22 protein-coding genes and 1 tRNA gene are annotated in these 24,310 nt (G+C 50.8%); 9 read left to right on the forward strand and 14 right to left on the reverse strand.

Annotated features, from left to right (window positions below; genetic code table 11):
* Positions 1 to 801 (forward strand): DUF3025 domain-containing protein, encoded by an 801-nt coding sequence (locus ACO0K8_RS16055; RefSeq protein ID WP_422947665.1) that lies wholly within the window; start codon positions 1 to 3, stop codon positions 799 to 801.
* Between the two features lie 83 nt (positions 802 to 884).
* Here ACO0K8_RS16055 and ACO0K8_RS16060 read toward each other — a convergent pair whose 3' ends face one another.
* The 3 genes from ACO0K8_RS16060 to ACO0K8_RS16070 all read right to left on the reverse strand — a co-directional run bounded on the left by ACO0K8_RS16060 (position 885) and on the right by ACO0K8_RS16070 (position 4,814).
* Positions 885 to 1,133: a YdcH family protein gene (locus tag ACO0K8_RS16060; protein ID WP_422947666.1), complete on the reverse strand. Its 249-nt coding sequence runs from the start codon at positions 1,131 to 1,133 to the stop codon at positions 885 to 887.
* A gap of 279 nt (positions 1,134 to 1,412) precedes the next feature.
* Positions 1,413 to 1,868 (reverse strand): DUF2147 domain-containing protein, encoded by a 456-nt coding sequence (locus ACO0K8_RS16065; RefSeq protein ID WP_422947667.1) that lies wholly within the window; start codon positions 1,866 to 1,868, stop codon positions 1,413 to 1,415.
* Positions 1,869 to 1,988: 120 nt separating this feature from the next.
* On the reverse strand, positions 1,989 to 4,814 hold the full coding sequence (locus ACO0K8_RS16070) for a valine--tRNA ligase (RefSeq protein ID WP_422947668.1): 2,826 nt from the start codon (positions 4,812 to 4,814) through the stop codon (positions 1,989 to 1,991).
* A 299-nt stretch (positions 4,815 to 5,113) separates the two neighbouring features.
* Between ACO0K8_RS16070 and ACO0K8_RS16075 the strand changes: the two genes are divergently transcribed.
* The 5 genes from ACO0K8_RS16075 to ampD are packed head-to-tail and all read left to right on the forward strand — an operon-like array spanning position 5,114 to position 9,997.
* Positions 5,114 to 5,923: a cytochrome C assembly family protein gene (locus ACO0K8_RS16075; RefSeq protein WP_422947669.1), complete on the forward strand. Its 810-nt coding sequence runs from the start codon at positions 5,114 to 5,116 to the stop codon at positions 5,921 to 5,923.
* Entirely contained in the window at positions 5,920 to 6,180 is a 261-nt protein-coding gene (locus tag ACO0K8_RS16080) for a PP0621 family protein (protein WP_422947670.1), read from the forward strand. The genes ACO0K8_RS16075 and ACO0K8_RS16080 overlap by 4 nt, the downstream gene beginning before the upstream one ends.
* Entirely contained in the window at positions 6,181 to 7,929 is a 1,749-nt protein-coding gene (locus ACO0K8_RS16085; protein WP_422947671.1) for a two-component system sensor histidine kinase NtrB, read from the forward strand.
* Between the two features lie 6 nt (positions 7,930 to 7,935).
* Entirely contained in the window at positions 7,936 to 9,429 is a 1,494-nt protein-coding gene (locus ACO0K8_RS16090; RefSeq protein WP_422947672.1) for a sigma-54-dependent transcriptional regulator, read from the forward strand.
* The gene (gene ampD, locus ACO0K8_RS16095) at positions 9,419 to 9,997 is read left to right on the forward strand and encodes a 1,6-anhydro-N-acetylmuramyl-L-alanine amidase AmpD (protein ID WP_422947673.1); all 579 of its coding nucleotides are present in this window, start codon (positions 9,419 to 9,421) and stop codon (positions 9,995 to 9,997) included. Before ACO0K8_RS16090 ends, ampD begins: the two co-directional genes overlap by 11 nt.
* A gap of 181 nt (positions 9,998 to 10,178) precedes the next feature.
* Here ampD and ACO0K8_RS16100 read toward each other — a convergent pair whose 3' ends face one another.
* The 4 genes from ACO0K8_RS16100 to metC all read right to left on the reverse strand — a co-directional run bounded on the left by ACO0K8_RS16100 (position 10,179) and on the right by metC (position 14,011).
* Complete coding sequence (locus ACO0K8_RS16100; protein ID WP_422947674.1) at positions 10,179 to 11,348, reverse strand: hypothetical protein; 1,170 nt, start codon at positions 11,346 to 11,348, stop codon at positions 10,179 to 10,181.
* Positions 11,349 to 11,386: 38 nt separating this feature from the next.
* Positions 11,387 to 11,797: a hypothetical protein gene (locus tag ACO0K8_RS16105; protein ID WP_422947675.1), complete on the reverse strand. Its 411-nt coding sequence runs from the start codon at positions 11,795 to 11,797 to the stop codon at positions 11,387 to 11,389.
* A gap of 404 nt (positions 11,798 to 12,201) precedes the next feature.
* Positions 12,202 to 12,618, reverse strand: coding sequence for a cupin domain-containing protein (locus ACO0K8_RS16110; RefSeq protein WP_422947676.1), 417 nt, complete (start codon positions 12,616 to 12,618; stop codon positions 12,202 to 12,204).
* Between the two features lie 157 nt (positions 12,619 to 12,775).
* On the reverse strand, positions 12,776 to 14,011 hold the full coding sequence (metC, locus tag ACO0K8_RS16115) for a cystathionine beta-lyase (RefSeq protein ID WP_422947677.1): 1,236 nt from the start codon (positions 14,009 to 14,011) through the stop codon (positions 12,776 to 12,778).
* Positions 14,012 to 14,160: 149 nt separating this feature from the next.
* On the opposite strand from metC, the gene ACO0K8_RS16120 reads away from it, so the two are divergent.
* The 3 genes from ACO0K8_RS16120 (at position 14,161) to ACO0K8_RS16130 (ending at position 17,806) form a co-directional block, all read left to right on the forward strand.
* Positions 14,161 to 14,637, forward strand: coding sequence for an Lrp/AsnC family transcriptional regulator (locus tag ACO0K8_RS16120; RefSeq protein ID WP_422947678.1), 477 nt, complete (start codon positions 14,161 to 14,163; stop codon positions 14,635 to 14,637).
* Between the two features lie 115 nt (positions 14,638 to 14,752).
* Entirely contained in the window at positions 14,753 to 15,661 is a 909-nt protein-coding gene (locus ACO0K8_RS16125; protein ID WP_422947679.1) for an AEC family transporter, read from the forward strand.
* A gap of 177 nt (positions 15,662 to 15,838) precedes the next feature.
* Positions 15,839 to 17,806 carry an acyltransferase family protein gene (locus tag ACO0K8_RS16130; RefSeq protein ID WP_422947680.1) on the forward strand — a complete coding sequence of 656 codons (1,968 nt, stop codon included), beginning with the start codon at positions 15,839 to 15,841 and terminating at the stop codon, positions 17,804 to 17,806.
* Positions 17,807 to 17,817: 11 nt separating this feature from the next.
* Here the strand turns inward: ACO0K8_RS16130 and ACO0K8_RS16135 are convergent, their stop codons facing one another.
* The 7 genes from ACO0K8_RS16135 to lolB all read right to left on the reverse strand — a co-directional run bounded on the left by ACO0K8_RS16135 (position 17,818) and on the right by lolB (position 24,298).
* Positions 17,818 to 18,609 (reverse strand): MBL fold metallo-hydrolase, encoded by a 792-nt coding sequence (locus ACO0K8_RS16135; RefSeq protein WP_422947681.1) that lies wholly within the window; start codon positions 18,607 to 18,609, stop codon positions 17,818 to 17,820.
* Between the two features lie 212 nt (positions 18,610 to 18,821).
* Positions 18,822 to 20,522 carry a gamma-glutamyltransferase gene (gene ggt / locus ACO0K8_RS16140; RefSeq protein WP_422947764.1) on the reverse strand — a complete coding sequence of 567 codons (1,701 nt, stop codon included), beginning with the start codon at positions 20,520 to 20,522 and terminating at the stop codon, positions 18,822 to 18,824.
* A gap of 301 nt (positions 20,523 to 20,823) precedes the next feature.
* Positions 20,824 to 21,411, reverse strand: a complete 588-nt coding sequence (locus ACO0K8_RS16145) for a 50S ribosomal protein L25/general stress protein Ctc (protein ID WP_422947682.1) — start codon at positions 21,409 to 21,411, stop codon at positions 20,824 to 20,826.
* Between the two features lie 126 nt (positions 21,412 to 21,537).
* A complete protein-coding gene (locus ACO0K8_RS16150; RefSeq protein ID WP_422947683.1) occupies positions 21,538 to 22,494 on the reverse strand; it encodes a ribose-phosphate pyrophosphokinase in 957 nt (318 codons plus the stop codon).
* Positions 22,495 to 22,579: 85 nt separating this feature from the next.
* Positions 22,580 to 22,656 (reverse strand) — tRNA-Gln (locus tag ACO0K8_RS16155).
* 74 nt (positions 22,657 to 22,730) lie between these two features.
* Entirely contained in the window at positions 22,731 to 23,585 is an 855-nt protein-coding gene (gene ispE, locus ACO0K8_RS16160; RefSeq protein WP_422947765.1) for a 4-(cytidine 5'-diphospho)-2-C-methyl-D-erythritol kinase, read from the reverse strand.
* 44 nt (positions 23,586 to 23,629) lie between these two features.
* On the reverse strand, positions 23,630 to 24,298 hold the full coding sequence (gene lolB, locus ACO0K8_RS16165) for a lipoprotein insertase outer membrane protein LolB (RefSeq protein ID WP_422947684.1): 669 nt from the start codon (positions 24,296 to 24,298) through the stop codon (positions 23,630 to 23,632).
* Positions 24,299 to 24,310: the final 12 nt, after the last annotated feature.

Here is a 24,310-nt window from a genome sequence, read left to right on the forward strand (position 1 = left end):
ATGACAGCGCTTGTTTACGACTTCATAGATTGGCCGCAAGCCTGGTACGACTCGGTGCGGCCGCAGGCTGCTGGCCTAATCGTGGCCGATGACTGGCGCGCCCATCTGAATCAACGCGCCAGCCTGATGCAGCTGCATAACCATAATGGCTTGGCGCTGCAATTTATTCCTCAGGACGAGCTGCCCGAAGGCAGCGCCTATGAAGCGCATATCAGCGCCAGCGGCAAAGTGCCTACGCGTGAGAACCTGCATGATTTTTTTAATGCGCTGGTGTGGCTGACTTTTCCTAAGATAAAACGTCAACTCAATGCCTTGCAGTCGGCCCAAATCGCCACGCTAGGTATAGGTAAATCACGCGGTCCGGCGCGCGACGCGGCTACCATTTTTGACGAAAACGCCGCGATTCTGGTGCTCGACAAAAGTGAAGAGGGATGCAGCCTGTTAGAAAATCTCCGCCAGCACCAATGGCAGGCTGCCTTCGTCGAGCAAGCCGCACTGTTTGGTAGTCAGGCCGAGGTCTGGAGCTTCGGTCACGCCCTGATGGAAAAACTGGTGAAACCCTACAAAGCGATCACCGCCCATACCTGGGTAGTGTGGGCCGACGCTAGTTTTTTCAATCTGGAATGGGACGCGAAGAGGGCATGGCTGGACAACCAGATCGCTGAGCAACTATTGACTCACGACCTCACTACCGCCGATTACACCCCCTTGCCAGTGCTAGGCATACCAGGCTGGTGGCCGGGGCAGGATGCAGCGTTTTATGCCGACACCAGCGTGTTTAGGGTTAAGCGTAGTCGATAAGTAGCGTAAATAAGACGCACATAAAAAAACGGACAGCTTGCTGTCCGTTTGTCTTCAATGTAGCGGAAAACTTGTTGCTGACTTCAGGCATTCGCAGTCGATTGCAGTATTTGAAACAACTGATCTTTCAACGTAATACGCACTTTTTTCAGGCTTTCTAGCGCTACGTCCGCCAGATGTTCTACGCCGTTTTCTGCGCGGTTGATCGCCTTGTCTGTGTCGTCATACTCATCAAACAGCTTGGAAAAATGCGCATTGCCCAACTTTAATTCATGAATCGCATTTTTGAATTCTGGAAATTCTACTGACAGTGGATGATGTTCTACTTGCATGCTGGCTCCTGTTGGAAATTGAGAAAATGTTTTTCTGATTCCTATCCTAAGGGCTGAGGCGTTTTTGATACTGATCTAGATCAAGTTCAGACGCTTGCGAGTAGCAGAACGAAAAAAAGAGGGCAGCCCAGGGCGCATATCCGGCGCGGCCTGCAGGCCAGATACCTTGGGGAGCCGCATGGAATATGCGCGCTGGCCTGGGTATCAAAAGAAAACGGGAAGCTAGCTTCCCGTTTGTGTGTGCTGCTAGCGCTTACTCAGTGCTTACTCATTGCGTGCTTATTGCTCGCGTATCCAGACTTGGCTACGACCGATGAAGGCCATGCCGATATAGCCGCGTACATTGAGTTTCTTGTTGTTGTCGGTCACGCTCAATTTGCTGCTGTAGAGTTTGCCGTTTTCTGGATCCAGAATTTTGCCGCCATTGTATTCATCGCCGTCTTTTTTCAGACCTGTCAAAATCGTCATGCCGATAATTGGTTGGGCTTTATTTGTGCCTTCGCATTTATCGCACTTAGGATTTTGATCGGTGTCTGGATCGCGGAACAGTTTTTCTATCTTGCCCGTCAGTTCGCCACCGGTTTCGGTGATGCGTATCAGGGATTTTGGTTTGCCGGTTTTGTCATCGATGCTTTTCCACAGACCGGTAGGGCTTTCTTGTGCCGCTACCAGAGGGCTGATAGACAGTGACAATAGTACGGCCAGCAATGCGCTCAAGCTTCCTAATTTTTTCATGGTGTCCCCATTATTAAAGTTTTTAAATTGTTAAATGATTGTACGTGGCGGCTGTTTTCGCCACGTACACAATTTTTAGAGTAGTTACTTTAATTGATAGAATAAACAACACTTAACTTCTTAGTCAGTCGGCAACTTGGCAAATTGCTCGCGCAGTTTCTCTAAAGTCGCCGAGAAATTCGCCATCCGTTCTTGCTCTTGCGCAACCACTTGCGCAGGAGCACGAGCGACAAAGCTTTCATTACCCAGTTTGGCTTGCGCCTTGGCAATTTCTGCGTCCAGTCTGGCGATTTCTTTTGACATCCGCTCGCGTTCGGCCGCGACGTCGACCTCTACCTGCAGCATCAGCTTGCTTTCGCCAACGATGGATACCGGCGCCGGTGAGTCCGGCAAGGCATCGACCAGTTGCACTTCGGACAGCTTGGCCAGTGCTTGCAGATAAGGGGCGAAGGATTGCAGACGGGCTTTGTCCTCAAAATTGGCTGCTTGCAATAACAGCGGCACGCGTACCGCCGGCGAGAGTTGCATTTCACCGCGCAGATTGCGACATGCATCGGTCATGGATTTCAGGCCACTCATCCATTCTTCGGCAGCAGTATCGAGATTGTCAGAATTGGCAATCGGATAGGCCTGCATCATGATAGAGTCGCCAGCCGGATTGAGCGTCTTGCCCGCTAAAGGAGCGACGGTTTGCCACAAGGCTTCGGTGACAAACGGGATCACCGGATGCGCCATGCGCAAAGTCACTTCGAGTACGCGCAACAGCGTGCGGCGGGTTGCGCGTTGCTGCGCTTCTGTGCCATGCTGCATTTGTACCTTGGCCACTTCCAGATACCAGTCGCAATATTCATCCCAGACAAACTTGTAAATGGCGGAGGCAATATTGTCGAAGCGGTAGTCGCTAAAGCCTTTTTCCAGCTCCATCTCGCTGCGTTGCAGGGTAGAGATGATCCACTTATCGGCTTGTGAGTAATCCAGATCGGCGTCCGCGGCAGTTGGATTAAAACCGCAATCCTTGCCTTCGGTATTCATCAGGACGAAGCGGGTCGCGTTCCACAATTTGTTGCAGAAATTACGATAGCCTTCACAGCGGCCCAGATCGAAGTTGATGTTACGACCCAGCGAGGCGTAGCTCGCCATGGTGAAGCGCAAGGCATCGGTGCCATAGGCGGGGATACCATCTGCGAACTCTTTGCGGGTGGCTTTTTCTATGCTGGCTGCCTGTTTAGGGTTCATCAGGCCAAGCGTCCGTTTTGCCGCCAGTTCGTCAACGCTAATGCCATCGATCAGATCGATAGGGTCGAGCGTATTGCCCTTGGATTTAGACATCTTCTGACCGCTGGAGTCGCGTACCAGACCATGCACATACACGGTGTGGAACGGCACCTGGCCGGTGAAATGCGCGGTCATCATGACCATGCGCGCTACCCAGAAGAAGATAATGTCAAAGCCAGTGACCAAGACCGAAGATGGCATGAATAATTTCATGTCGGCGGTTTCTTCCGGCCAGCCCATGGTCGAGAACGGTACCAGGGCCGAGGAGAACCAGGTATCGAGCACGTCTTCGTCGCGCTTTAAGGCGCCGCTGTAGCCTGCCGCGACCGCTTTGGCTTTCGCTTCGTCTTCATTGCGACCGACGAAAATTTCGCCATTATCGCCATACCATGCCGGAATCTGATGGCCCCACCACAGTTGACGCGAGATGCACCAGTCTTGGATATTGTTGAGCCACTGGTTGTAAGTGGTGCTCCAGTTTTCCGGTACGAATTTGATTTCGCCGTTCGCCACTTTTTCCAGCGCCACTTCAGCGATTGATTTGCCGGGGAAGTGTGTGCCTTCCGGTGCCGGTTTGCTCATCGCCATAAACCACTGGTCGGTTAGCATAGGTTCAATAATCACATTGGTACGGTCGCCGCGTGGCACCATCAATTTGTGCGGTTTGACGGATTCGAGCAGGCCTTGCGCATCCAGATCGGCCACCATTTGTTTACGGGCGACGAATCTGTCCATGCCTTGGTAAGCTGCCGGCGCGTTTTCATTGATCTTGGCATCAAGTGTCAGGATACTGATCAGTGCTAATTTATGGCGCTGGCCAACTGCGTAATCGTTGAAATCATGCGCAGGCGTGATCTTGACGCAGCCAGTACCAAATTCTTTATCCACGTACTCGTCAGCAATGATAGGGATTTCTCTATCTGTCAAAGGCAGTTTCAGCATCTTGCCGACCAGATGGCTATAACGCTCATCAGTCGGATCTACCGCCACCGCGACGTCGCCCAGCAAGGTTTCCGGACGGGTGGTTGCTACCGTCAAATGACCGCTACCATCGGCAAACGGATAATGGATATGCCACATGGAGCCGTCTTCTTCGACTGACACCACTTCCAGATCGGAGACCGCGGTACCAAGTACCGGATCCCAGTTAACCAGACGCTTGCCGCGATAAATTAAACCCTGTTCAACCAGGCGTACAAACACTTCTGTCACACTTTTTGAGCGCGGCGCATCCATGGTGAAGTATTCGCGCTTCCAGTCGGTGGAGGCACCCATACGGCGCATTTGGCCAGTAATGGTAGAGCCGGATTTTTCTTTCCACTCCCAGACTTTTTCCAGAAATTTTTCGCGACCAAGGTCATGGCGCGAGATTTTTTGCGCGTCAAGTTGGCGTTCTACCACGATCTGGGTGGCGATGCCAGCGTGATCTGTGCCGGGTATCCAAGCCGTATTGTGACCGCGCATGCGGTAGTAACGCGTCAGACCATCCATGATGGTTTGGTTAAAAGCATGCCCCATGTGCAGGGTGCCGGTAACGTTGGGTGGCGGCAACTGTATGCTGAAAGAAGGCTTGGCCTCGTCCATGCTGGCGGTAAAGTAACCGCGTTGTTCCCATTCATTACGCCAGTACGCTTCAATATCGGCTGGCTCAAAAGACTTGGCTAATTCCATGATTTTTTGCTTGTTAGTGTGCTAAAGCATTGATTATAAATGAGAGCTGCCTGTGGACCGCTAGAAACCGAGATAAAAACTGGAGCTAGAGATAAAATGAGGGGGCCGTGCGCACAGCGGGAGGCCAAAGCGCATCTCAAATTTCAACAGACCTGGCGCAAGAGCGTAAATATGCAAAATATTGAAATTGCAACAATAGCAATTAATCATGAAGCGGTTTTGATCTAACCGGGCTATAGGTGCTACTTTCTATTGTGCTAAGCAATAAAATTTTACCTGACATGGTGTAAACTTAGCTGATGCTAATTTATTTATCCTTTCTGGCGGCAGCAATGTATGTCGCCTGCACCCTGATTTCAGGGCAGCGCCATGTTTTAAATTCGGGCTTGAGTGCACTCGCCTGGTTATTGCATGGCTTGGCTTTGTGGTTCACAGTTTTTTTTGATGATGGCTTAAGAGTCGGCTTTGCAGTCATGTTGTCGGCAGCCATGTGGGTTTCTGTACTGGTGTATTGGCTGGAAAATCAAAATTTCTCTCTGGACGGCTTGAAGGTTTTGCTATTGCCGGTTGCTGCAGTGATGGCTTTGTTACCTTTGTTTTTTCCTGGGAATCTGATTACTTTGGCCGGTAAAACGTCCATGTTTCCCTGGCATATCGCGGTGGCCTTGCTGGCCTATAGCACACTCACGATCGCTGCTTTTCATGCATTGGTAATGATCTTTCAAGATGCGCATCTGCATAAATTACGTGGCAATCAAGGTCAGCATTGGTTAAATACGGCGATCGAGCGCCTGCCGGCTTTGATGACCATGGAAAAAATTCTGTTTCGTTTGGTTTTTATCGGATTTATTTTATTGACGCTGACGGTGTTTTCCGGCGTTGTTTTTTCAGAACAGGTCTTAGGCGTTGCATTTAAGTGGGATCATAAAACCTTGCTCTCGCTCTTGTCGTGGGCCTTGTTCGGTGTCTTGTTAGCTGGGCGGCAATGGCGTGGATGGCGCGGTAAAACCGTGTTGAGTTTCACCTTGGGCGGTTTTCTGACATTGTTGTTGGCTTACGTTGGTAGTCGTTTTGTTTTAGAGGTTTTATTGCACCGGAGTCTGGCATGAGATTTTTGATGTGGTTGTTGTTGGGAGTGTTGGTGGTGTTTGCTCTGCGCAAGAAAGCGCAAAACCTGACGAGACCGGCTGAGCCATCTCAGCCATTTCAAGCGCCGCCACAAGAAGCAGAGTTTGCAACGACCGCCACTGAAAATGCTGAGACCATGGTGTGTTGCGAGCTCTGCCAGTTATATATTCCGGCCTCGGAAGCAGTAATTAAAGAGCACAAAAGCTATTGTTGCGCTGCGCATGCAGATCAGTCGTAAATGCCTACTATTTCACCGACCTCCCTCTCGAATAGCAGTACGTTCTGGCGCTCGCTGCAAACTTTAAATATTTCCAGAGTCGTCGTTGCTACCACTTTGCTGAGCTTCCTCAGCTTAAAGACCGGTAAGGAATTCTGGTACGTAGAACATTTTTGGTTTCGCTTATCGGCGATTGCGTATCTGGTGATTGCTATCGGCTTTGTGCTCATCAAAGCCAATTATCGTAAGCATTTTTTACTCCAGTTAACTTCTCAAATTATTGTCGACGTCCTGATTATTTCAGTGATGTATCTGGCCTCCGGCGGAAGCAAGGGGGGCTTTGCCATTCTGTTTCTGTTTCCGCTGGCAGGGGTCGGTATTCTGGCACCTTTAATTTGGGCCTTGTTTTTTGCTGCCGCTGTCACTTTATTTTTGTTGATGGACGGTGTTTATCACGTATTGCAATTAGATGATGGCATGCCGATTTCTCAGGCCGGTCTATATGGCGTTGCTTACTTTGCTGTCGTCTATGTACTCAATCGGCTGGCCGGAAATTTGATACGGCAAGAAGATCTGGCGATGCGGCGCGGTAATGAGTTAGCGGTGCAGCAGGCGATTAATCGGGTTGTGATCGCCGACATGCGCGATGGTATTTTGGTGCTTGATCAATACGAGCGTTTGCTGGAAATTAACCCCGCTGCAGAGCATATGCTAGGAGGCGATCTGGCCACCAGTATGAAAATTGCAGATGCGAAATTAAGCAATATTCCCGCTTTGCTGCCGATTGCTGAAGCTTTGACTGCGCGGCGTCAGCGCACTATCAGCTCAAATACGACAATGTGGCTGATGAATGAGGACGCATCCTTTGTCTCGATACGCCAATCGGATAAACGACTCAATGAAACGATGTCGCGCGATACGCAGCGCAGAGCCGAGCGGCCCGACTTTGTGACACATCTAAAGCTACGCTTTGTGATGGTCGACCATGCCGATCTGACGGAAGTGAAGCACGGTAAGGCTGCCTACACGATCATTTTTATGCAGAATGTATCCGATATAGAAAATCAGGCACAGCAATTGAAGTTGGCCTCTATGGGGCGCTTGACGGCGAGTATTGCCCATGAGGTCAGAAATCCCTTGTCGTCGATTTCTTATGCGGCATCACTGTTAAATGAAGACATCAACAACGAAGTGCAAACCAAGCGCCTCTTGAAAATTGTCGATGACAATGTGGCCAGACTTAATCAATTGATAGAAGATATTCTCAAGTTGTCACGCAAGGCGCAGACGGATATACGGCCATTTTTGCTGATGCCAGAAATAAGATCTATCGTGCATGACTTTATCGAGACCCGGTCTTTAGCCGATAGCCTGGTCAGGGTAGAGGAGGGCGTCAATTTTTCTGTGGTGTTTGATCCCCTGCATTTGCGCGAGGTCGTGGTGAATTTACTCTCGAATGCAGTGCGCTATGCCAGTGGGGATTCCGGCAGTATTCGTCTATATCCAAAACTAGGTGCAGGTAATCGACTTGAATTGCATATACTCGATGACGGACCGGGGATTTCTTCTGTGGTCAGATCACATTTATTCGAACCGTTTTATACGACTTCTAGCAAGGGCACAGGGCTAGGTTTGTATATGGCGCGCGAATTATGTTTGAATAACCATGCCTTACTCGATTATGAATATCGTAATGATGAGATGCAAAGAAATACCAGCGCGTCTACCGGGCGTTTCGTGATTAATTTTTCCCTACCTGATCGTCTATAAACGCCTATGAGCAATACTGAAACTTCAAGCACTATGCGCGTTTTAGTCGTCGATGATGAAGCGCATTTACGCGAATTATTAGAAATTACGCTCATTAAAATGGGTCTGGACGTCGATAGTGCGGAGTCCTTGTCTGTCGCTCGCAGCTATCTGGCTAAGACCAGCTACGCCCTGGTGTTAACGGATATGCGCTTACCGGATGGCTCGGGTATGGAATTAGTGCAAGAAGTCGGTAGTCTGTACAAGAATACGCCGATTGCGGTGATTACCGCTTTTGGCAGCGCCGACAATGCGGTGGTGGCACTTAAAGCTGGTGCTTTCGATTATGTCTCCAAGCCTGTCGCCTTGGACCAATTGCGTAAATTAGTCCGCTCGGCGTTGCAGATGAATCAGGTGCCGGTAGAAATCTCAAAAGAAACACAAGCTCCAGGCGCACAGAGTCCATCGTGCCTGATCGGGCAGTCGGCAGCCATGCAGGATGTGCGTTCTCAGATCGCGCGTTTGGCGCGCAGTATGGCCCCGGTAATCATTACTGGTGAATCCGGTAGTGGTAAAGAATTGGCCGCGCGTGAGATTCACGCCAATAGCGTACGTCTGGGAAAAGCGTTTATTGCCGTCAATTGTGGAGCGATTCCCGAAGCCTTGATGGAAGCTGAATTTTTTGGTTATCGCAAAGGTGCCTTCACAGGTGCGAGCGACGATAGAGATGGTTTTTTTCAGGCAGCTAGTGGCGGCACCTTGATGCTCGATGAGGTCGCCGATTTGCCTTTGGCGATGCAAGTGAAGTTGCTGCGTGCCATACAAGAGCGTCGCGTCCGCAAAGTGGGGGCGACTGTCGAAGAACCGGTCGACGTGCGTATCATTAGCGCGACCCATCAAAATCTGGAAGCCTGCGTGAGTGCGGGTAAGTTCCGGCAGGATTTGTACTATCGTTTAAACGTCATCGAATTGCATCTGCCGCCATTGCGTGAACGCCTGGGCGACATAGCGGTATTATCCGACGCGATACTGCAAAGATTGGGCAGCGCCGAGTATCCGGTGAGCTTGCATGCCTCGGCTTTGCAAGCATTGAGTGAATATGATTTTCCTGGCAATGTACGTGAGTTAGAGAATATTCTTGAGCGCGCCGTTGCTTTCGCTAATGATGGCAGTATAGAAGTGACTGACCTGGCTTTGCGTAGTAATGGTCGCAGTAAACCCGTCTACGCCAGTGACAGCACAGATGTTAAAGCTGGCGAGTCGCTTGATCTGCTCAACATCATGGCACAAGCGCCGCCTTTGATCGCGGGGATAATCTCGCCTGGCGAAGAGAATATATTTTTAGCGCCAGATTTGCCGTGTTGCCTGCCTGAATATCTGGAAAGAATAGAGCGCGAAGTAATCCGTCGCGCCTTGGAAAAAACCCATTACAACCGCACTCAGGCCGCCGAATTGCTGGGCGTAAGTTTCCGGCAGTTGCGTTACCAAATTCAAAAATTAAAAATCAATGATGTTGGCTAAGTTCGATTTCCGCAAAAAACCGACTGACTGGCAGATTAATCCAGATGGCTGGTGCGAGGGAGCGACGTATCTGCCTTCGCCCAACTACGGGCCGCGCCCGGCGGCGATCGATATTTCCCTGATCGTGGTACATAATATCAGTTTGCCTGCCGGGCAATTTGGCGGTGGCTATATACAAGACTTGTTTTTAAATCGACTCAACTGCGAGCTCCATCCCAGTTTTAGCGAGCTGCGCGAACTTAAAGTTTCCTCACACTTTGTGATCTTGCGTGATGGTGCACTACTGCAATGTGTGTCGACCCTGGAGCGCGCCTGGCATGCCGGATTGTCGACCTTTGAAGGTCGCAGTGGCTGCAACGACTTTTCTATCGGTATCGAGTTGGAAGGCACCGATGACTTAGCTTTCGAGCCGCAGCAGTATCAAACCTTGGCCACACTCTGTGAGGTTTTGCTGCAGCGTTTTCCTATTGCGCATATCGTTGGCCACAATGAGATCGCGCCTGGTAGAAAGACCGACCCAGGACCTTGTTTCGATTGGGCGCATTTGCAAGATCTATTGCGTACCTAAAGCTCACCCCTGCGCCACCAAAATTTTCTTTGATACGCATAGCCCATGCGGCTGTTGGCAGCAAAAGCCGCCAACAGCCGCATCCAGATTGCGCATCCGCCCGGGGAATTTAAACTGAGTAATTATCACCGCTATGCGATACTGAAAAGACCCGCATCGCATAGCGAGATCTGGTGCGTAACTAAAAAATACCTTGCAGCGAAATAGAGATTAATTTTGAGTCGCCAAAAAATGGATAAGCGTAATGTGACTTATCCTTGCTGACATCGTACTGCAATTTAAGTGCAGTATTTTTTCTGAAATCCCAGCGCAAAGACAGATATTGCGTGTTACGTCCTTCGGTCGGTTCGTTGACTGTGGTGTACTGTGAATAGGTGTACATCGGAGTCCATTCTTTATATTGATAGCCTACCGCAAATAAGGCGTATTTATAAATGTTGTTGAGCCCTTTAGCCGCATCGACCTGTTCATAGCGATCCACCTCAGTTTTGACCAACCAATTTTTATAATCCATATTGGCTGAGATGCCCATGATCTTGGTCGATTGATCCTGAACAAAATAGGTACGGCTGCCATCAGGATTATCTTGCCAGGTACTGTCTTTATATCCCATGAACATAGCACGTACGTCAAAAATACCGTTGTTCACCGCTACAGAAGTACCCAGAATATTTTTCCAGGATTCGTGAGTCGGTGTGGTGTAATAAATCAGGGTATCGTAGGCATTCTCTTTTTGAGTATAGCCACCCGTCCACGCGGCGATGGTGGCTGCCCAATCGCTACTGCCCACTTGAGTGCGATAACTGACATTCGCACCGTTGTAGGCATAGATAGGCCAGCCATACACGTCCGGTGCTGGTCGCACCCAAGGATAGGCGTAACCTATGTACAGATAATCGCTGTAATAGTACAAGGGGATGCGCATTTTACCGGCCTGAAAAGTCCATGCAGAATCGGCTGAAGGCGACCAGCTTGCATAAGCCCAGTCTACAGTCGGACGTGAGCCGTCATTGGGATTATTCGCGCGACTAATTAATTGTGCGGTCGCCGAAAAAGTAGGCGTGAAATCCTTTTTGATCTGAACACCGAATAATGACTCTTGATCGACTTGAAATCCCTTGCTCTTTTGATAGACGCTGGCATATTCCCAGCCCTGTATTGTGCACGGACATTTCCATTGCTGATAGGTCCAAGGGTCGCTACTGCCTAATGCCGAGCCACTTAATACCTTCGCGCCTGTCAGATTGTAGAATCCTGTCAATTTCCAGCTACCGTCTTCCGACAAATCAATTGCGGATGCCGTCACAGGAATAAGGCTGGCCAAGCTCAAGGCTAATAATGTGTGTTTCATCGCATAGTCTCCTAAAAGAGTAATCAATATGGCAGGCTTCAAGGTATAGTCGCGATGACTTTAACGCTGTCATCTACTGCCGATTTTTCTATATACCCGATGGCGTTCACATTCTCGCTTATCGCTTTTTTGACTTCTGCACTCGACTTATACTCTCTGGGCGGTTTGCCTTTGCCGGTGAAGACAATTTTGGCCCAGATTGCCTGCACCTGTGACGGTTCTTTTTCTAAGACTTTTTTATAGAATTCACTGCGGATAGCCGAACCGTCTACTTGCTCTAGCGGAGTAAACATCACCGAGCCACCAAGAAAAAATTGTGAGGCTTGCGCCGACGTCATGCGCGTGGCTGGATTTTGAGGATTGACTACGATGACAAGTTCGGCCAAGACGGGGAGCGTAATCATTGTTAAAACAGTGGCGATTACTGTGGGAAAAAAAGCGTTTTTCATTATTATTTTCCTAACTGTTGATATGCGTGACCAACATCGAAATATAAAAACTCAACAACGGGATTAGTCTACGCTTGTATGTCAGGTGTAGGCGCTTTGTAGCGTATTCGCAACGCTGCGCTGTCACCTTTACGGGCACATGAGAAGTTGACGATGGCCTAGGTAAAGGAGATAAAAATGTTCAGGATTTATTCGTGCAAACAAGTAAGCATCGCGGTCGATGGTAGTAGCGCCGCCATGTGATCGTCTGCTGCCGTTTTTTATCGCGGAGAGGTCACAGCGATGCGCTTGTTCGGACAAGCCAGCCGGCGAGGCACATCGGATATGTGTACTAGGGGGGGGCATAATTGTGAACGACAGACCTGCGATGCCGCTGTGCGTATCGCAGTGACGCTGTGCTAGGTTTATTGCGCTGGTGCTGCCGCAGGGGTTGCCAGCGGCTGGCCTTTTTCTATGACGTAGACGCCGACTAATTTGACGCTGCCGCTGCCGACATTTTTGGCTCCATGTACGGTGCCGGCCGGTATCACAAACCCTTCACCGGCTTTGACGATGCGGCTAGGCTGGCCGGCCACCATCAACTCGGTTTCGCCTTCCTGGATATAGCTGATCTCATCGCCCGGATGGGTGTGCCAGCCGACTACAACGCCGGGTGCGATCTCTACTTTTGCGATGACGGCTTCACGTCCGGCTTGCGCGACATCGGCGCGCGTGACGAGTGTACGGGTCAGTCCTGCGGTTTGTGCGTAACAGTTGCTGGCGCTGATGGCGAGTGCGGCTAGACTAGCGACCGCCAGTAGATTTTTTATTGAAGTAGTCAAAATGCCTCCTGGGATAGACGAGATAGAAAACCTAGAGCGCCGCAGCGGTTGGCTGGCGTAGGCGCGTAATGATTTGACGCTGTATCGGTTTTCTTGTCAAGCAGCTAGCTATAACGGGAGTCGCCCTACACACCACCGCAAGTGGTATGCGGGGAGATCAGGCTGCTGTTTTATGTGTGCTGACAGCGAAGCTGCTGGAGTTGATACCTGGCGTTTGGCGCAATGCGTCAAATCCGCACTCCAGGTCGCTGATCAGATCCTGTACGCCTTCCAGGCCTACATGCAGGCGCATCATAGGCGCTTGCCAGTGCCCGGCGTTGATGCTGCGGCAATTGCGCGGCGCGGTTGGTAGTATCAGGCTTTCGAAACCGCCCCAGCTAAAGCCTATGCCAAATAATTCGGTGCGGTCTATCAAGGCAGCCACTTGTTGCTCGCTAATATCTGCACGGAACACAGCGCCCATCAGGCCGCAGGCGTATTCGGGACGGAAATCGCGCTTCCATATTGCGTGACCAGCGCTGCCCTCCATCGGCGGGTATAGTACCTCGGCGATTTCTGGTTGCGCCTTGAGCCAGTTGGCAATCTGGTGCGCGCTGGTTCTGTGCATGGCAAGACGCGCCGACAGCGTGCGCAAACCGCGTAAGGCCAGTGCAGCATCGTCGCCGCTGATGGTTAAGCCTAGTTGTTTGTAAGTGCAGCGCAGGCGCTCGGCCAAGGCCGCGGTGGTCAGGATGATGCCCATCAGCGCATCCGAATGGCCGACGATGTATTTGGTAGCGGCGTGCAGCGAGACGTCGATCCCCAGCGCAAAACTGGACCATCCTATCGGTGTGGCCCAGGTGCTGTCAGACACCACCAGCGCATCTTGCGCATGCGCCACCTTGGCAATGGCGGGGATATCTTGCACCTCAAAAGTGAGCGAGCCTGGCGATTCTACGAACACCACTTTGGTATTGGCTTGCATCAGTGTGCGGATGTCTGCACCTATCAATGGATCGTAATAGGTAGTGCTGACGCCGATTTGTTTCAGCATGCCGTCGCAAAACAAACGGGTAGGATCGTAGGTGGTATCGACCATCAATAAATGGTCGCCCGGTTTCAATAAGGCTAACAGGGTAGTGGTAATGGCAGACAGGCCGGAGGGTGTCAGCAGACAGGCGGCAGCACCTTCGGCAGCGCATAGTGCGTGCTCTAAGGCATAGGTAGTCTCGTTGCCGTGGCGGCCGTAAATGCCGCGAGTACCGGTGGCTTTATTTAATGCGGCGACATCTGGAAACAACATGGTGGAGGCGCGTATCACCGGGGGATTGACCGGGCCGCTGTGCGCTTTGCCTTTGCGGCCAGCGTGGGTCAGCAGGGTATCCATTTGCCAATGTGGAGTGGGCTTGTGCATGTCATTCCTTATCGATTTTGATAGCCGCCGGCCAGTAGTCGACGGCGTTTTTATATGCCATTATCGTAACAAGGTCGCGATGAAATTTTTTACCAAAAACCACGCTAATTTTCATGTGATTGAGAAAATTTTTCTATAAAATAGGTTTTATGGATAAAAAAGATCTAGAAATATTGGCTATTCTGCAAAAAGACGCATCGGTCGCGCTGGCCGATCTGGCGCAGGCCGTGCATTTGTCGGTGACGCCTTGCTGGCGCCGCGTACAGCGATTGCAAGACGATGGGGTGATCCGTCAGCAGGTGGTGTTGTGCGATCCGACCAAGCTCAATCTGGGCTTGACGGTGATGGTGGCGCTAAAAGCGGCGCAGCATAATGATGCCTGGATGCAGCGCTTCATCAGCGGGGTTAGGGATATCCCCGAGATCGTCGAGATTTTTCGCATGAGCGGCGATATCGATTATCTGCTGAAGATCCATGTGCCGGATATGGCCGGCTTTGATGTCGCCTACAAGAAGCTGATACGGGTCGCCGATCTGCAGGATGTCAGCTCCAGTTTTGTCATGGAGGTGATCAAGAGCACCACTGCCTTACCGCTCGATTACGCTATCCTTAAGCCCGTAAAATAGGATACTGGGGGTAGGTATTTTTTAATTGCGCAAACAGTGTATGCGCAACCGCCTGATTTTTATTAAAAAATGGGGGGAGTATAGCTTCCCATCGACTATAGACAGAGAGTAAAGCTTGGATATCTTTGAACGCATCGTTGCCATTATTTTGCCGGTATTTATCATCATCGGCCTCGGTTATGCCTATGCCCGCTACAAGGGCGCGGCGCTCAAGGATGATATGCTGGCGGTGAACCGGGTCAGCATGGATGTGCTGTGTCCGCTGCTGGTATTCACGGCCCTGGCCGCCAAGGATTTTGATGTGGCGCAGAATGTCTGGCTGATCTTGGCAGGCAGCCTGATTGCGCTCGGCTCTGGCCTATTAGCCTGGCCGGTGGCACGCCTGTTTGGCTACGATGTGCGCAGCTTCATACCGCCCATGATGTACAACAATTGCGGGAATATGGGTTTGCCTTTGGCCGCGTTGGCGTTTGGTGCCAGCGGTTTGTCGGCCGCGGTGGCGCTGTTCATGGCCTGTAACCTGGTGTATTTCACGGTGGGCATCATGATTATTCAGCGTGGTCACCCTGATCATAAAGCTTCGCCGTTTAAATTTTTACTTAGCCCTATGATGCTGGCGATGATGACGGGCATGCTGTTTGCCATTCTGCAATGGCGTTTGCCAGCTTACTTATTTACCGCGCTCAAGATGTTGGGTGACGCTTGTATTCCTATCATGTTGTTTGCGCTGGGCGTACGTATGTTGGAGATTAATTTTTCTAGCTGGCGCATAGGCATGGTCGGTGCCATAGTCTGTCCGCTAGCCGGCATCATCATGGCCGTCTTGCTGGAGCAATTGTTGCCCTTGAGCGCGACCCAACGTGGCCAGATGTATCTGTTTGCGGCACTCCCGCCAGCCGTATTTTGCTTCATGGTGGCCGAGCAATATCAGCAAGAGCCGGATAAAGTAGCCTCGATAGTTTTGCTAGGCAATCTGGCTGCGCTGGTGTTCGTGCCTATCGGTCTGTGGCTGGGCTTGCGTTGAAAGTACAGAGCCCTTGGCTTGTTGCAAGAAAAAGACGCACTAGTCGAATATCGGCACCGGGCTAAGCTAAGAATAGGAGCTGGTCCTGCTGTCTTGTATTTTGTTATTGGTATGAAAAGTATTTTCGATAATAATTTGATATCCTAGTCAATTTACGTGTATCGATGATTCTTTTCCATGCTCACTACTGTCTCCGCCGCTTCCTTTAGAAACGATATCAATGGCCTGCGCGCCTGGGCGGTGCTGTTTGTTATTCTTTACCATTTCGGCGTGCCTGGTTTCGGCGGCGGTTTTGTCGGAGTCGATATCTTTTTTGTGATCTCTGGATTTTTGATGACGGGTATCGTCGTTAAAGGTTTGCAGCAGGGACACTTTTCCATCCTCGATTTTTATCTGGCCAGAGCCAGACGCATCTTGCCAGCGTTGCTGGTCTTATGTGCAATATTGCTCGGTTTCGGCTGGTTTCTGTTGATGCCGCCCGATTACCTGATGCTAGGTACACATGTCATCGCCAGCCTGCTGTTTGTGTCGAATCTCAAGTACTGGGATGAGGCTGGATATTTTGATCTGGCATCGCACGATAAATGGTTGCTGCACACCTGGTCACTCTCGGTGGAGTGGCAGTTTTATTTAATTCTGCCGCTACTGTTGTGGGGCGCTTGGCGACTCTGGCCGGGCCGGCGCACGCAAATAGCCGTGCTGCTGGGCGCGCTATTGCTGTCATTTTCAGCTTCGCTCTGGGTCACAGCTTTCCGACCGAGTATGGCGTTTTATCTACTGCACACGCGAGCATGGGAAATGTTGGCGGGTGGTTTGGTGTTGCTGGCCAGTGCGCGGCCCAACCTAACCGGTTCAATGGCGCGCTGGCTACAGGCGCTGGCCTTTGGGTTGATACTCGCCTCAGTCGCGCTGTTTGATAAGGCTGCGGCGTGGCCGGGTTACCGTGCCTGTGTACCTGTGCTGGGGGCCATGCTGATTTTGTGGCTAAATCATGCCTCGCTGTGGACTAGTAGTCGTGCTGCCCAATGGTTGGGAGATCGCTCGTATTCACTGTATCTATGGCATTGGCCCGTGTGCGTCGCCTTAGTGTATGCCGAGCTGAACAGCGATAGTCTGGCGACGCTCGCCGGGATTTTACTCACGCTGCTACTGGGACATTTTTCGTATCTGTTGGTGGAAAATCCTGCCCGTAAAGTGTTGTCGCGTAAGCGCGTAATGCCAGCGATAGTGGGATTAACTCTGGCCGGTATCTGCGTGTTGTTGCCAGCAATGCTGGTGCGTATGCAGACCGGCTTAGCAGGGCGCTTTGCCAGCCAGATAGAACTGGCGGCGGCCGAGGCCAATAATACCAATCCGCGCCGTAACCAGTGTCATGCACACCAGGGAGTTGAATCACCCTCCTGCGTTTACGGTGGCCAGAAGTGGAAACTGATACTAGCTGGTGATAGTCATGCAGGGGCGATCGTCACGGCATTGGCGCAAGCTCAACCGGATGTTGGCGCGGGTGTGGTGCAATGGACCTATAGTGGTTGCGCCTTCGTGCCCGGTATGCAGCTGATGCCCGACGCCAGCAATCTTGGTAAAGATTACCAATGCAGTGGATTTATTAATTGGGCCACTGCCCGCATGCAGAGCTTGCCGCGCAGCGTACCTCTGTTGATTGTGAATCGCTATCCAGAATACCCTGGTGCGACGCAGCTAAAGCCAGAAGCGCCGCCTATGTTTTTTTCAAAAGTCTATGCCAGCATGACGAGTGAATTTTTTAAGGAATTTGCTGATGCCATACGCAACACTTCCTGCGAGTTGGCACAGGGACGTCAAGTCTATCTGATGCGCCCCATCCCTGAGATGGGTGTCGATGTACCACGTCTGCAGTCGCGCCGTATGGCCTTTGGGCTGGATACCGATATTTCGATATCTCTGAAAGACTATCATGCGCGCAATGAGTGGGTATGGGCCGCGCAAGATGCAGCGCATGCGCAGTGCGGCGTACAAATACTCGATCCTCTACCTTATCTGTGCCACGATGGCCGCTGTTACGGCAGTAAGGATGGCAGGCCTTTGTATCACGATGATAATCACCTCAGCGAATACGGCAATAAGCTATTGCTACCTATGTTTGCCCAAGTGTTTCGGGCGCAATAGGCAGGCGCTGCTTACGTGCGCGACTGCAAACGGAAACGGTAATGTTCCTGAGTAAATAGATCGACTCCGCATTGCAGGTTTTCTATCCAGTCTAAAAAGGCGGGAATCGCCTCGCCGACCAGGTAGCGGCCGTGTTGCGGCACCAGCATTTGCACCTCCATTTGGCGCACCATATTCACCCAGAACCTGCAGACCTTATTCGACACCATATAGCGTTTATGGAAGCCGCTCATGCTGTGTAGCTGGGCATAGAATTCGTCTTTTGTTTTGATTGGTTCTTTAATTTCATGCGCGTCGACCATAGAGGCGCCCATGTCACCGGAGAACAGAATTTTTGATTTACTGTCGTAAAACTGAAAATTTCCTTCTGCATGTAAAAAATGTGCAGGTACTGCATACACCGTGGTGTCGCGTAAATGGATGGCCATGCCTTCGTCGGGAATGCCGGTGATGCGGCCATCGGCGCGATTTAGATTGCAAAAATGCGGCACAAAGCGCGACCATAAGGCCGAGACGTAGAGTTGACATTCTGTGCTGAATAACCACTTGTCGAGCGCACCGATAATGTCGGGATCCTGGTGTGAGGCAAATAGATATTTCAACTGTTTTTTGGGGATATGTTTTTGTAGCTCTAGCACCAGGCTATTGTAGGTGAGGTTGCCACTAGGGTCGATCAGGGCGCCCTCGCCATCCGAGACGATCAAGAATTGATTTGCCTGCACCGCTTCGTCACTGGCACCTTTTCCGAGATCGTTAAACATCAGACAAATGTGTTTACCGTCGTTGAATAATTCTATTGCCACTTGCTGCTCCCGTATCGCGCCCGGCCAGGTGTAGCCAAACTGTCATATTGTGTGATTTTAGGGGAGTTGAATTTTGGAAACTTGATTTGGATCAGGTAATTGTGCGAGCGGGGGCATGAAAATAGAAAAAGCTTGGAAATTCAACCAGGCTTTCTCGCAGATCCTCAATTTTTTATTGCTGCCACTAACATTACTGCCACTAAGCGAATTGCTTAATAACCAAGGGTCTTGCCATCCGGGTTACGCGGGTCTGAGTAGCCTTCAAAGCCATCAGGCGTAATTTGTATGGTTTGGGTGTGGCCCATAGGCCGGACTACCGCAATTTTTTGCCCCTTTTGCTCTAGCAGGCGTTGTGTATCGACGCTTATGCCTTTTTCTATGCGCAATTGATCGGGTTCCCATTGCTGATGGATGCGCGGTGTGACTGTTGCTTCTGCCACATTCATGCCATGATCGATCACGTTTAAGATCATTTGTAGAGTGGTGGTGATGATGCGACTACCACCAGGGCTGCCGGTTGCCAGGAAGGGTTTGCCATCCTTCAGAATGATGGTGGGCGACATTGAGCTTAAGGGACGTTTATTCGCTTCGACAGCATTGGCTGCGCCACCGATAAGGCCGAAGGCATTGGGCACTCCGGCCTTGATCGAGAAATCGTCCATCTCATTATTTAAGGTGATGCCAGTGCCAGCAGCCACGATGCCGCTGCCGAATAAAAGGTTGAGAGTATAGGTGGTGGCAACCACATTGCCATGTTGATCTGCCACCGAATAGTGGGTAGTCTGATCACTTTCGTAGGGCGATAATTTGCCTGGTTTAATTTGACTGGAGGGTGTCGCTAATTCGGGATTGATATGTTTGATCAAATCTTTGGCGTAGGCGGGTGAGGTGAGTGCCTGCACCGGCACTTTGCTAAAATCCGGATCGCCCAGATATTCAGAGCGATCGGCGTAAGCCAGCTTCATGACTTCGCTCATCAGATGCAAATTTTGGGCGCTATTCACACCCTGTTGACGCAGCGGATAGTTTTCTAGCATATTGAGCATCTGTACGATGTGCACGCCGCCAGAGCTGGGTGGCGGCATAGAAAGCACTTGATAGCCGCGATAATTACCTGATATCGGTTGGCGTTCTATTGCCTTGTAATTTTTCATGTCGGCGCTACTAATCAGGCCTTGATGTGCCGCCATTTCAGCGACGATTTTCTTGGCTATCTCGCCTTCATAAAAAACTTTAGGGCCTTGTTCGGCGATTAGTCGCAGCGAGCGTGCCAGATCTTTTTGTACCAAAATTTCTCCGGCAAGTAAGGGCCGCTCTCCCTTGAAGAAAATAGCCCGGCTGGCCGGCCATTTACCCAGATGCTGCTGGCTGTAGGCTAGCATTTCGGCCAGGTGTGGACTGACTTGAAAACCTTGTTCGGCCAGTTTAATGGCTGGTGCAATCAGGTCTTTGAGTTTCATGCTGCCATACTTGCTCAACGCCAGATCCAGGCCTGCCACCGTGCCAGGTACGCCTACCGCCAGATGACTAAAGGTAGAGCTGCGCGGTATCACTTTGCCGGCCGCATCTAGGTACATATCCGGACTTGCCGCGGCGGGTGCCAGTTCACGAAAATCGAGGGCAATGTCTTTGCCGCTCTTAGCATCATGAATTAGCATGAAGCCGCCTCCGCCTATATTCCCGGCATTCGGCAACACCACCGCCAAAGCGAAGCCGACTGCGACGCTGGCGTCGACTGCATTACCACCGCGCTTGAGGATATCCAGACCGACTTGGCTAGCCAGTGCCTGTTCAGTTGCTACCATGCCGTGCCGCGCCGTAACCGGGCTAAATATGCTGTAACTGGTATCGTAAGTTGGTAATGCGGCTTGCCCCTGGCAGATGGCGAGCGGCGCATACGAGCTTAGTGCCAGTGTGAGTGTAATCCATAGGGTAGCGGGAGTAGGCAAGATGTGTCCTTTTAAACGTGAGCGTAAATTTCTACTGCATATAAAAAATTGAGAAACACAGTCATCATAGGTTAAATCTCAGCTAAGTTGTTTTCGCTCCAAAAATCTCTCGCACATCGCCTTGATTTTGTGCGATCCCATTTTAGGTCGGAGATTTTTCCGGTAAGTAGTGGCACGCAACTTATTTTTGCACGAAAAAAAACCACCATCGCTGGTGGTTTTTTCGTGCTTATTTATCTGGCTCGCGCAGGATAGAAAGCGGTAATTATTTTGCTGGAACTTCAGCAACAATTGCACCGCGAGGTACAACTGCGATAGCAACAGTAGCATCGTCACCGTGGATAACTGCAGTAACGCCTTTAGGCAATGTCATACTAGAAACGTGCAGTGATTGGCCGGCTTCCAGAGTGGACAGATCTACAGTGATGAATTCTGGCAAGTCAGCAGGCAAGCAAGTAATATCCAGATCAACCAATACGTGGCTGATGACAGCTGCGGACAATTTCACTGCAGGAGAAACTTCTGCGTTGATGAAGTGCAAAGGCACTTTAACGTGTACGTTTTTAGTTGGATCTACGCGTTGGAAATCAGCGTGCAATACCAATTGTTTGTATGCGTGGATTTGGAAATCGCGCAACAGGACTTTTTCAACTTTACCGTCCAGATCCATATCCAGAATGGATGCGTGGAAGGCTTCTTTTTTCAATGCATGGTACAAAGCATTGTGATCCAGAGTGATCGATACTGGTGCAGCAGTGCCACCGTAAATGATACCAGGAGTTTGACCAGCGATACGCAGGCGGCGGCTCGCTCCGGTGCCCTGTAATGTGCGTGTAGATGCGATAACTTTCATTTTGTTGCTCCAAAAATTGCAAATCCAAACCGAGTGTTTGTCATTGCGGTGTTGAATTCCCGCGACCAGGAATTCAAAAAAGCCCCGTTGTTTAAAAACAGCAGGGCAGAAAATATAGGCTAAGAATTAGTCAGTAAACAAAGAGATGACTGATTCGCCTTTAGTAATGCGGCGGAAAGTTTCTGCCAGCAGGCTGTCGCAAGACAGTTGACGGATCTTGCCGCAGGCACGTGCTGCTTCCGATAATGGAATGGTGTCGGTGACAACCAGTTCATCTAACGGTGACTGGATAATGCGAGCAATCGCAGGACCAGACAATACCGGATGAGTACAGTAAGCCAACACTTTTTTAGCGCCGCGTTCTTTCAATACTTCTGCTGCTTTGGTGAGTGTGCCCGCAGTGTCGACCATGTCATCCATGATCACGCAATTGCGGCCTTCGACTTCACCGATGATGTTCATGACTTCTGAAACATTCGCTTTAGGACGACGCTTGTCGATAATCGCCAAATCACAACCCAGGCGTTTAGCCAAAGCGCGGGCGCGGACTACGCCACCTACGTCTGGGGATACGACTAACAGGTCTTCGTAATTTTTTGCCACCAAATCGCCCAGCAAGATTGGTGAAGCGTAGATATTATCAACCGGGATATCGAAGAAACCTTGAATTTGGTCAGCGTGCAAATCCATGATCAGGACGCGGTCAACACCAGCTTCTTCCAGCATATTCGCAACCACCTTGGCCGAGATCGCCACGCGCGCTGAGCGTGGGCGACGGTCTTGACGGGCGTAACCAAAATATGGAATGGCGGCAGTGATGCGACCAGCGGAGGCGCGCTTGAGAGCGTCGACCATCAGCATGATTTCCATCAGATTGTCATTGGTCGGCGCACAAGTCGATTGCAATACAAAAACATCTTTACCGCGGACGTTTTCGTTAATCTCGACCATAACTTCGCCATCCGAGAACTTGGAGACGTCTGCTTTGCCGAGAGGGATGCCGAGTTGTTTCGCTACACCTGCAGCCAATGCGGGATTGGCGTTACCGGTAAAGACCATCATGTTGTCGTTTATGCGTGGCATGAGATCACCTATTGGCTAAAGGTTAATGGATGCGAGAAATTAAAAAAGCCGCCGCATCATGTATATGCGGCGGCTCTGTATTTAATGGCAGGGGAGGAAGGATTCGAACCTTCGCATGCCGGAATCAAAATCCGGTGCCTTAACCAGCTTGGCGACTCCCCTACACAACTGTGTTGTCCGATGCGTTTTAAATTCTGCGCTATTTTAGCGTTAACTTCGCATCAAACCAAATTTTTTTATGCCTGCACCAGATGCGCCATCGGATGCTGACTCAGTGCTCTTGCTTTCCAAGACTTCCAGCGATCCGGTACTTGCTTTAGAACTTCATTGACTGAATTTTCATCAGCGAAGTCGCAAAAAACACATGCTCCAGATCCTGTCATCTTCGCATTTCCAAATCTGTTTAGCCAATTAATGACTTCAGCGACTTCCGGAAATAGCGTGCAGGCTACTGCTTGTAAATCATTTCTCAGGTACTTATGTGCGCTACCAGAGAAGTCCGTTATTCTGACGATCTTTGTGTCCCTTGTCAATTCTTTTGAAGAAAATATTGCAGGAGTCGGCACTTGGACTCCCGGCTCTATCACTAGATACCAGCAATCCGGGGTAGTGATTTCTTGTAAAACTTCGCCTACACCTTCGGCAAAGGCATTGCGGCCGAACAGAAAAAACGGCACATCGGCACCCAGTTGCAGCCCTAAATCCATCAGTTCCTGCCTGCGCAACCCGCACTGCCAAAGATGATTGAGTGCAATCAGCGTGGTGGCCGCATCCGAGGAGCCACCACCTAAACCGCCGCCCATGGGTAGAATTTTGTGTAAAGTCAGCTCGGCACCATATCGACTGGCGGTGTGTGCTTTGAGTAAGCGGGCGGCGCGTACGATCAGATCGCCGTCTTCCGGAACGCCGGCAATTTCATTGCGGCGGTGGATCACGCCGTCTTCGCGCCGCACAATATCAAGTGTGTCCCCATAGTCAATTAATTGAAACGCGGTTTGCAGCAAGTGGTAGCCATCGTCGCGACGTCCAGTGACATGCAAAAACAGATTCAGTTTGGCCGGAGCCGGACATTGCAGCATGGCTTGGTCCAGCGCCGTACCGAATTGGTGATCTATTTTTTGATCTATTGCGTGATTCATGGCGTGTTCCATTGATCGATAATAATCTTCAGACTCACGTCGCCAGCCTGCGGCGTGTAGCGTTGCAGATCCAGTCGCTTGGGGCGGATTTCGCCATTCTCCTGTATCCAGCTGACGTAACGCAATTGCCAGCCATCGGCCGTTAGTGTGAGCTGGTCTTGTGGCGATAGGGCGCTGCGTGGTTCGGTAGATGTGCGACGATAGCCTTGCAACCAGTCTTTTAGTCCGCCAACCGGCAATGGCCAGCCCAAGGCATCAACCAGCAAGTCATCCAGATTGGCGGCGCTACGCACGGGCTGATTGGCTTGCTGTAGGCGGGCGCCGTGTGCGTCTTGTTCTATACTAGCGATGGTTTGTCCCAGAGGATTGAGTAAGTTGATGTGGAGTTTTTCGTGGTCTTGGGACCATTCAAAACTACCGGGTAAGCTTTGCTCCTTGTTGTTTTGCTGGTACAGGACGTGGATGCGTCCACTGAGATTGATTTGCTCGCGGTAGTTGCGAGTCTGCTCGCTGGCGCTCTGGTTGTGTGACGGGCCGCTCTCAGGCGCGGCTTGCAGTCCTTGCCGGTTGACGCAAGCACTTAGCGATAGGCTCAGTGTGGCGCTCAGAAATAACGATAAAAGAGGGGAGTATCTAGACTTGTGCCGCGATTGCGCAATATTCATGGATGTTTCTGA

Source organism: Undibacterium sp. Ren11W, from assembly GCF_049340485.1.
Taxonomy (GTDB): domain Bacteria; phylum Pseudomonadota; class Gammaproteobacteria; order Burkholderiales; family Burkholderiaceae_D; genus Undibacterium.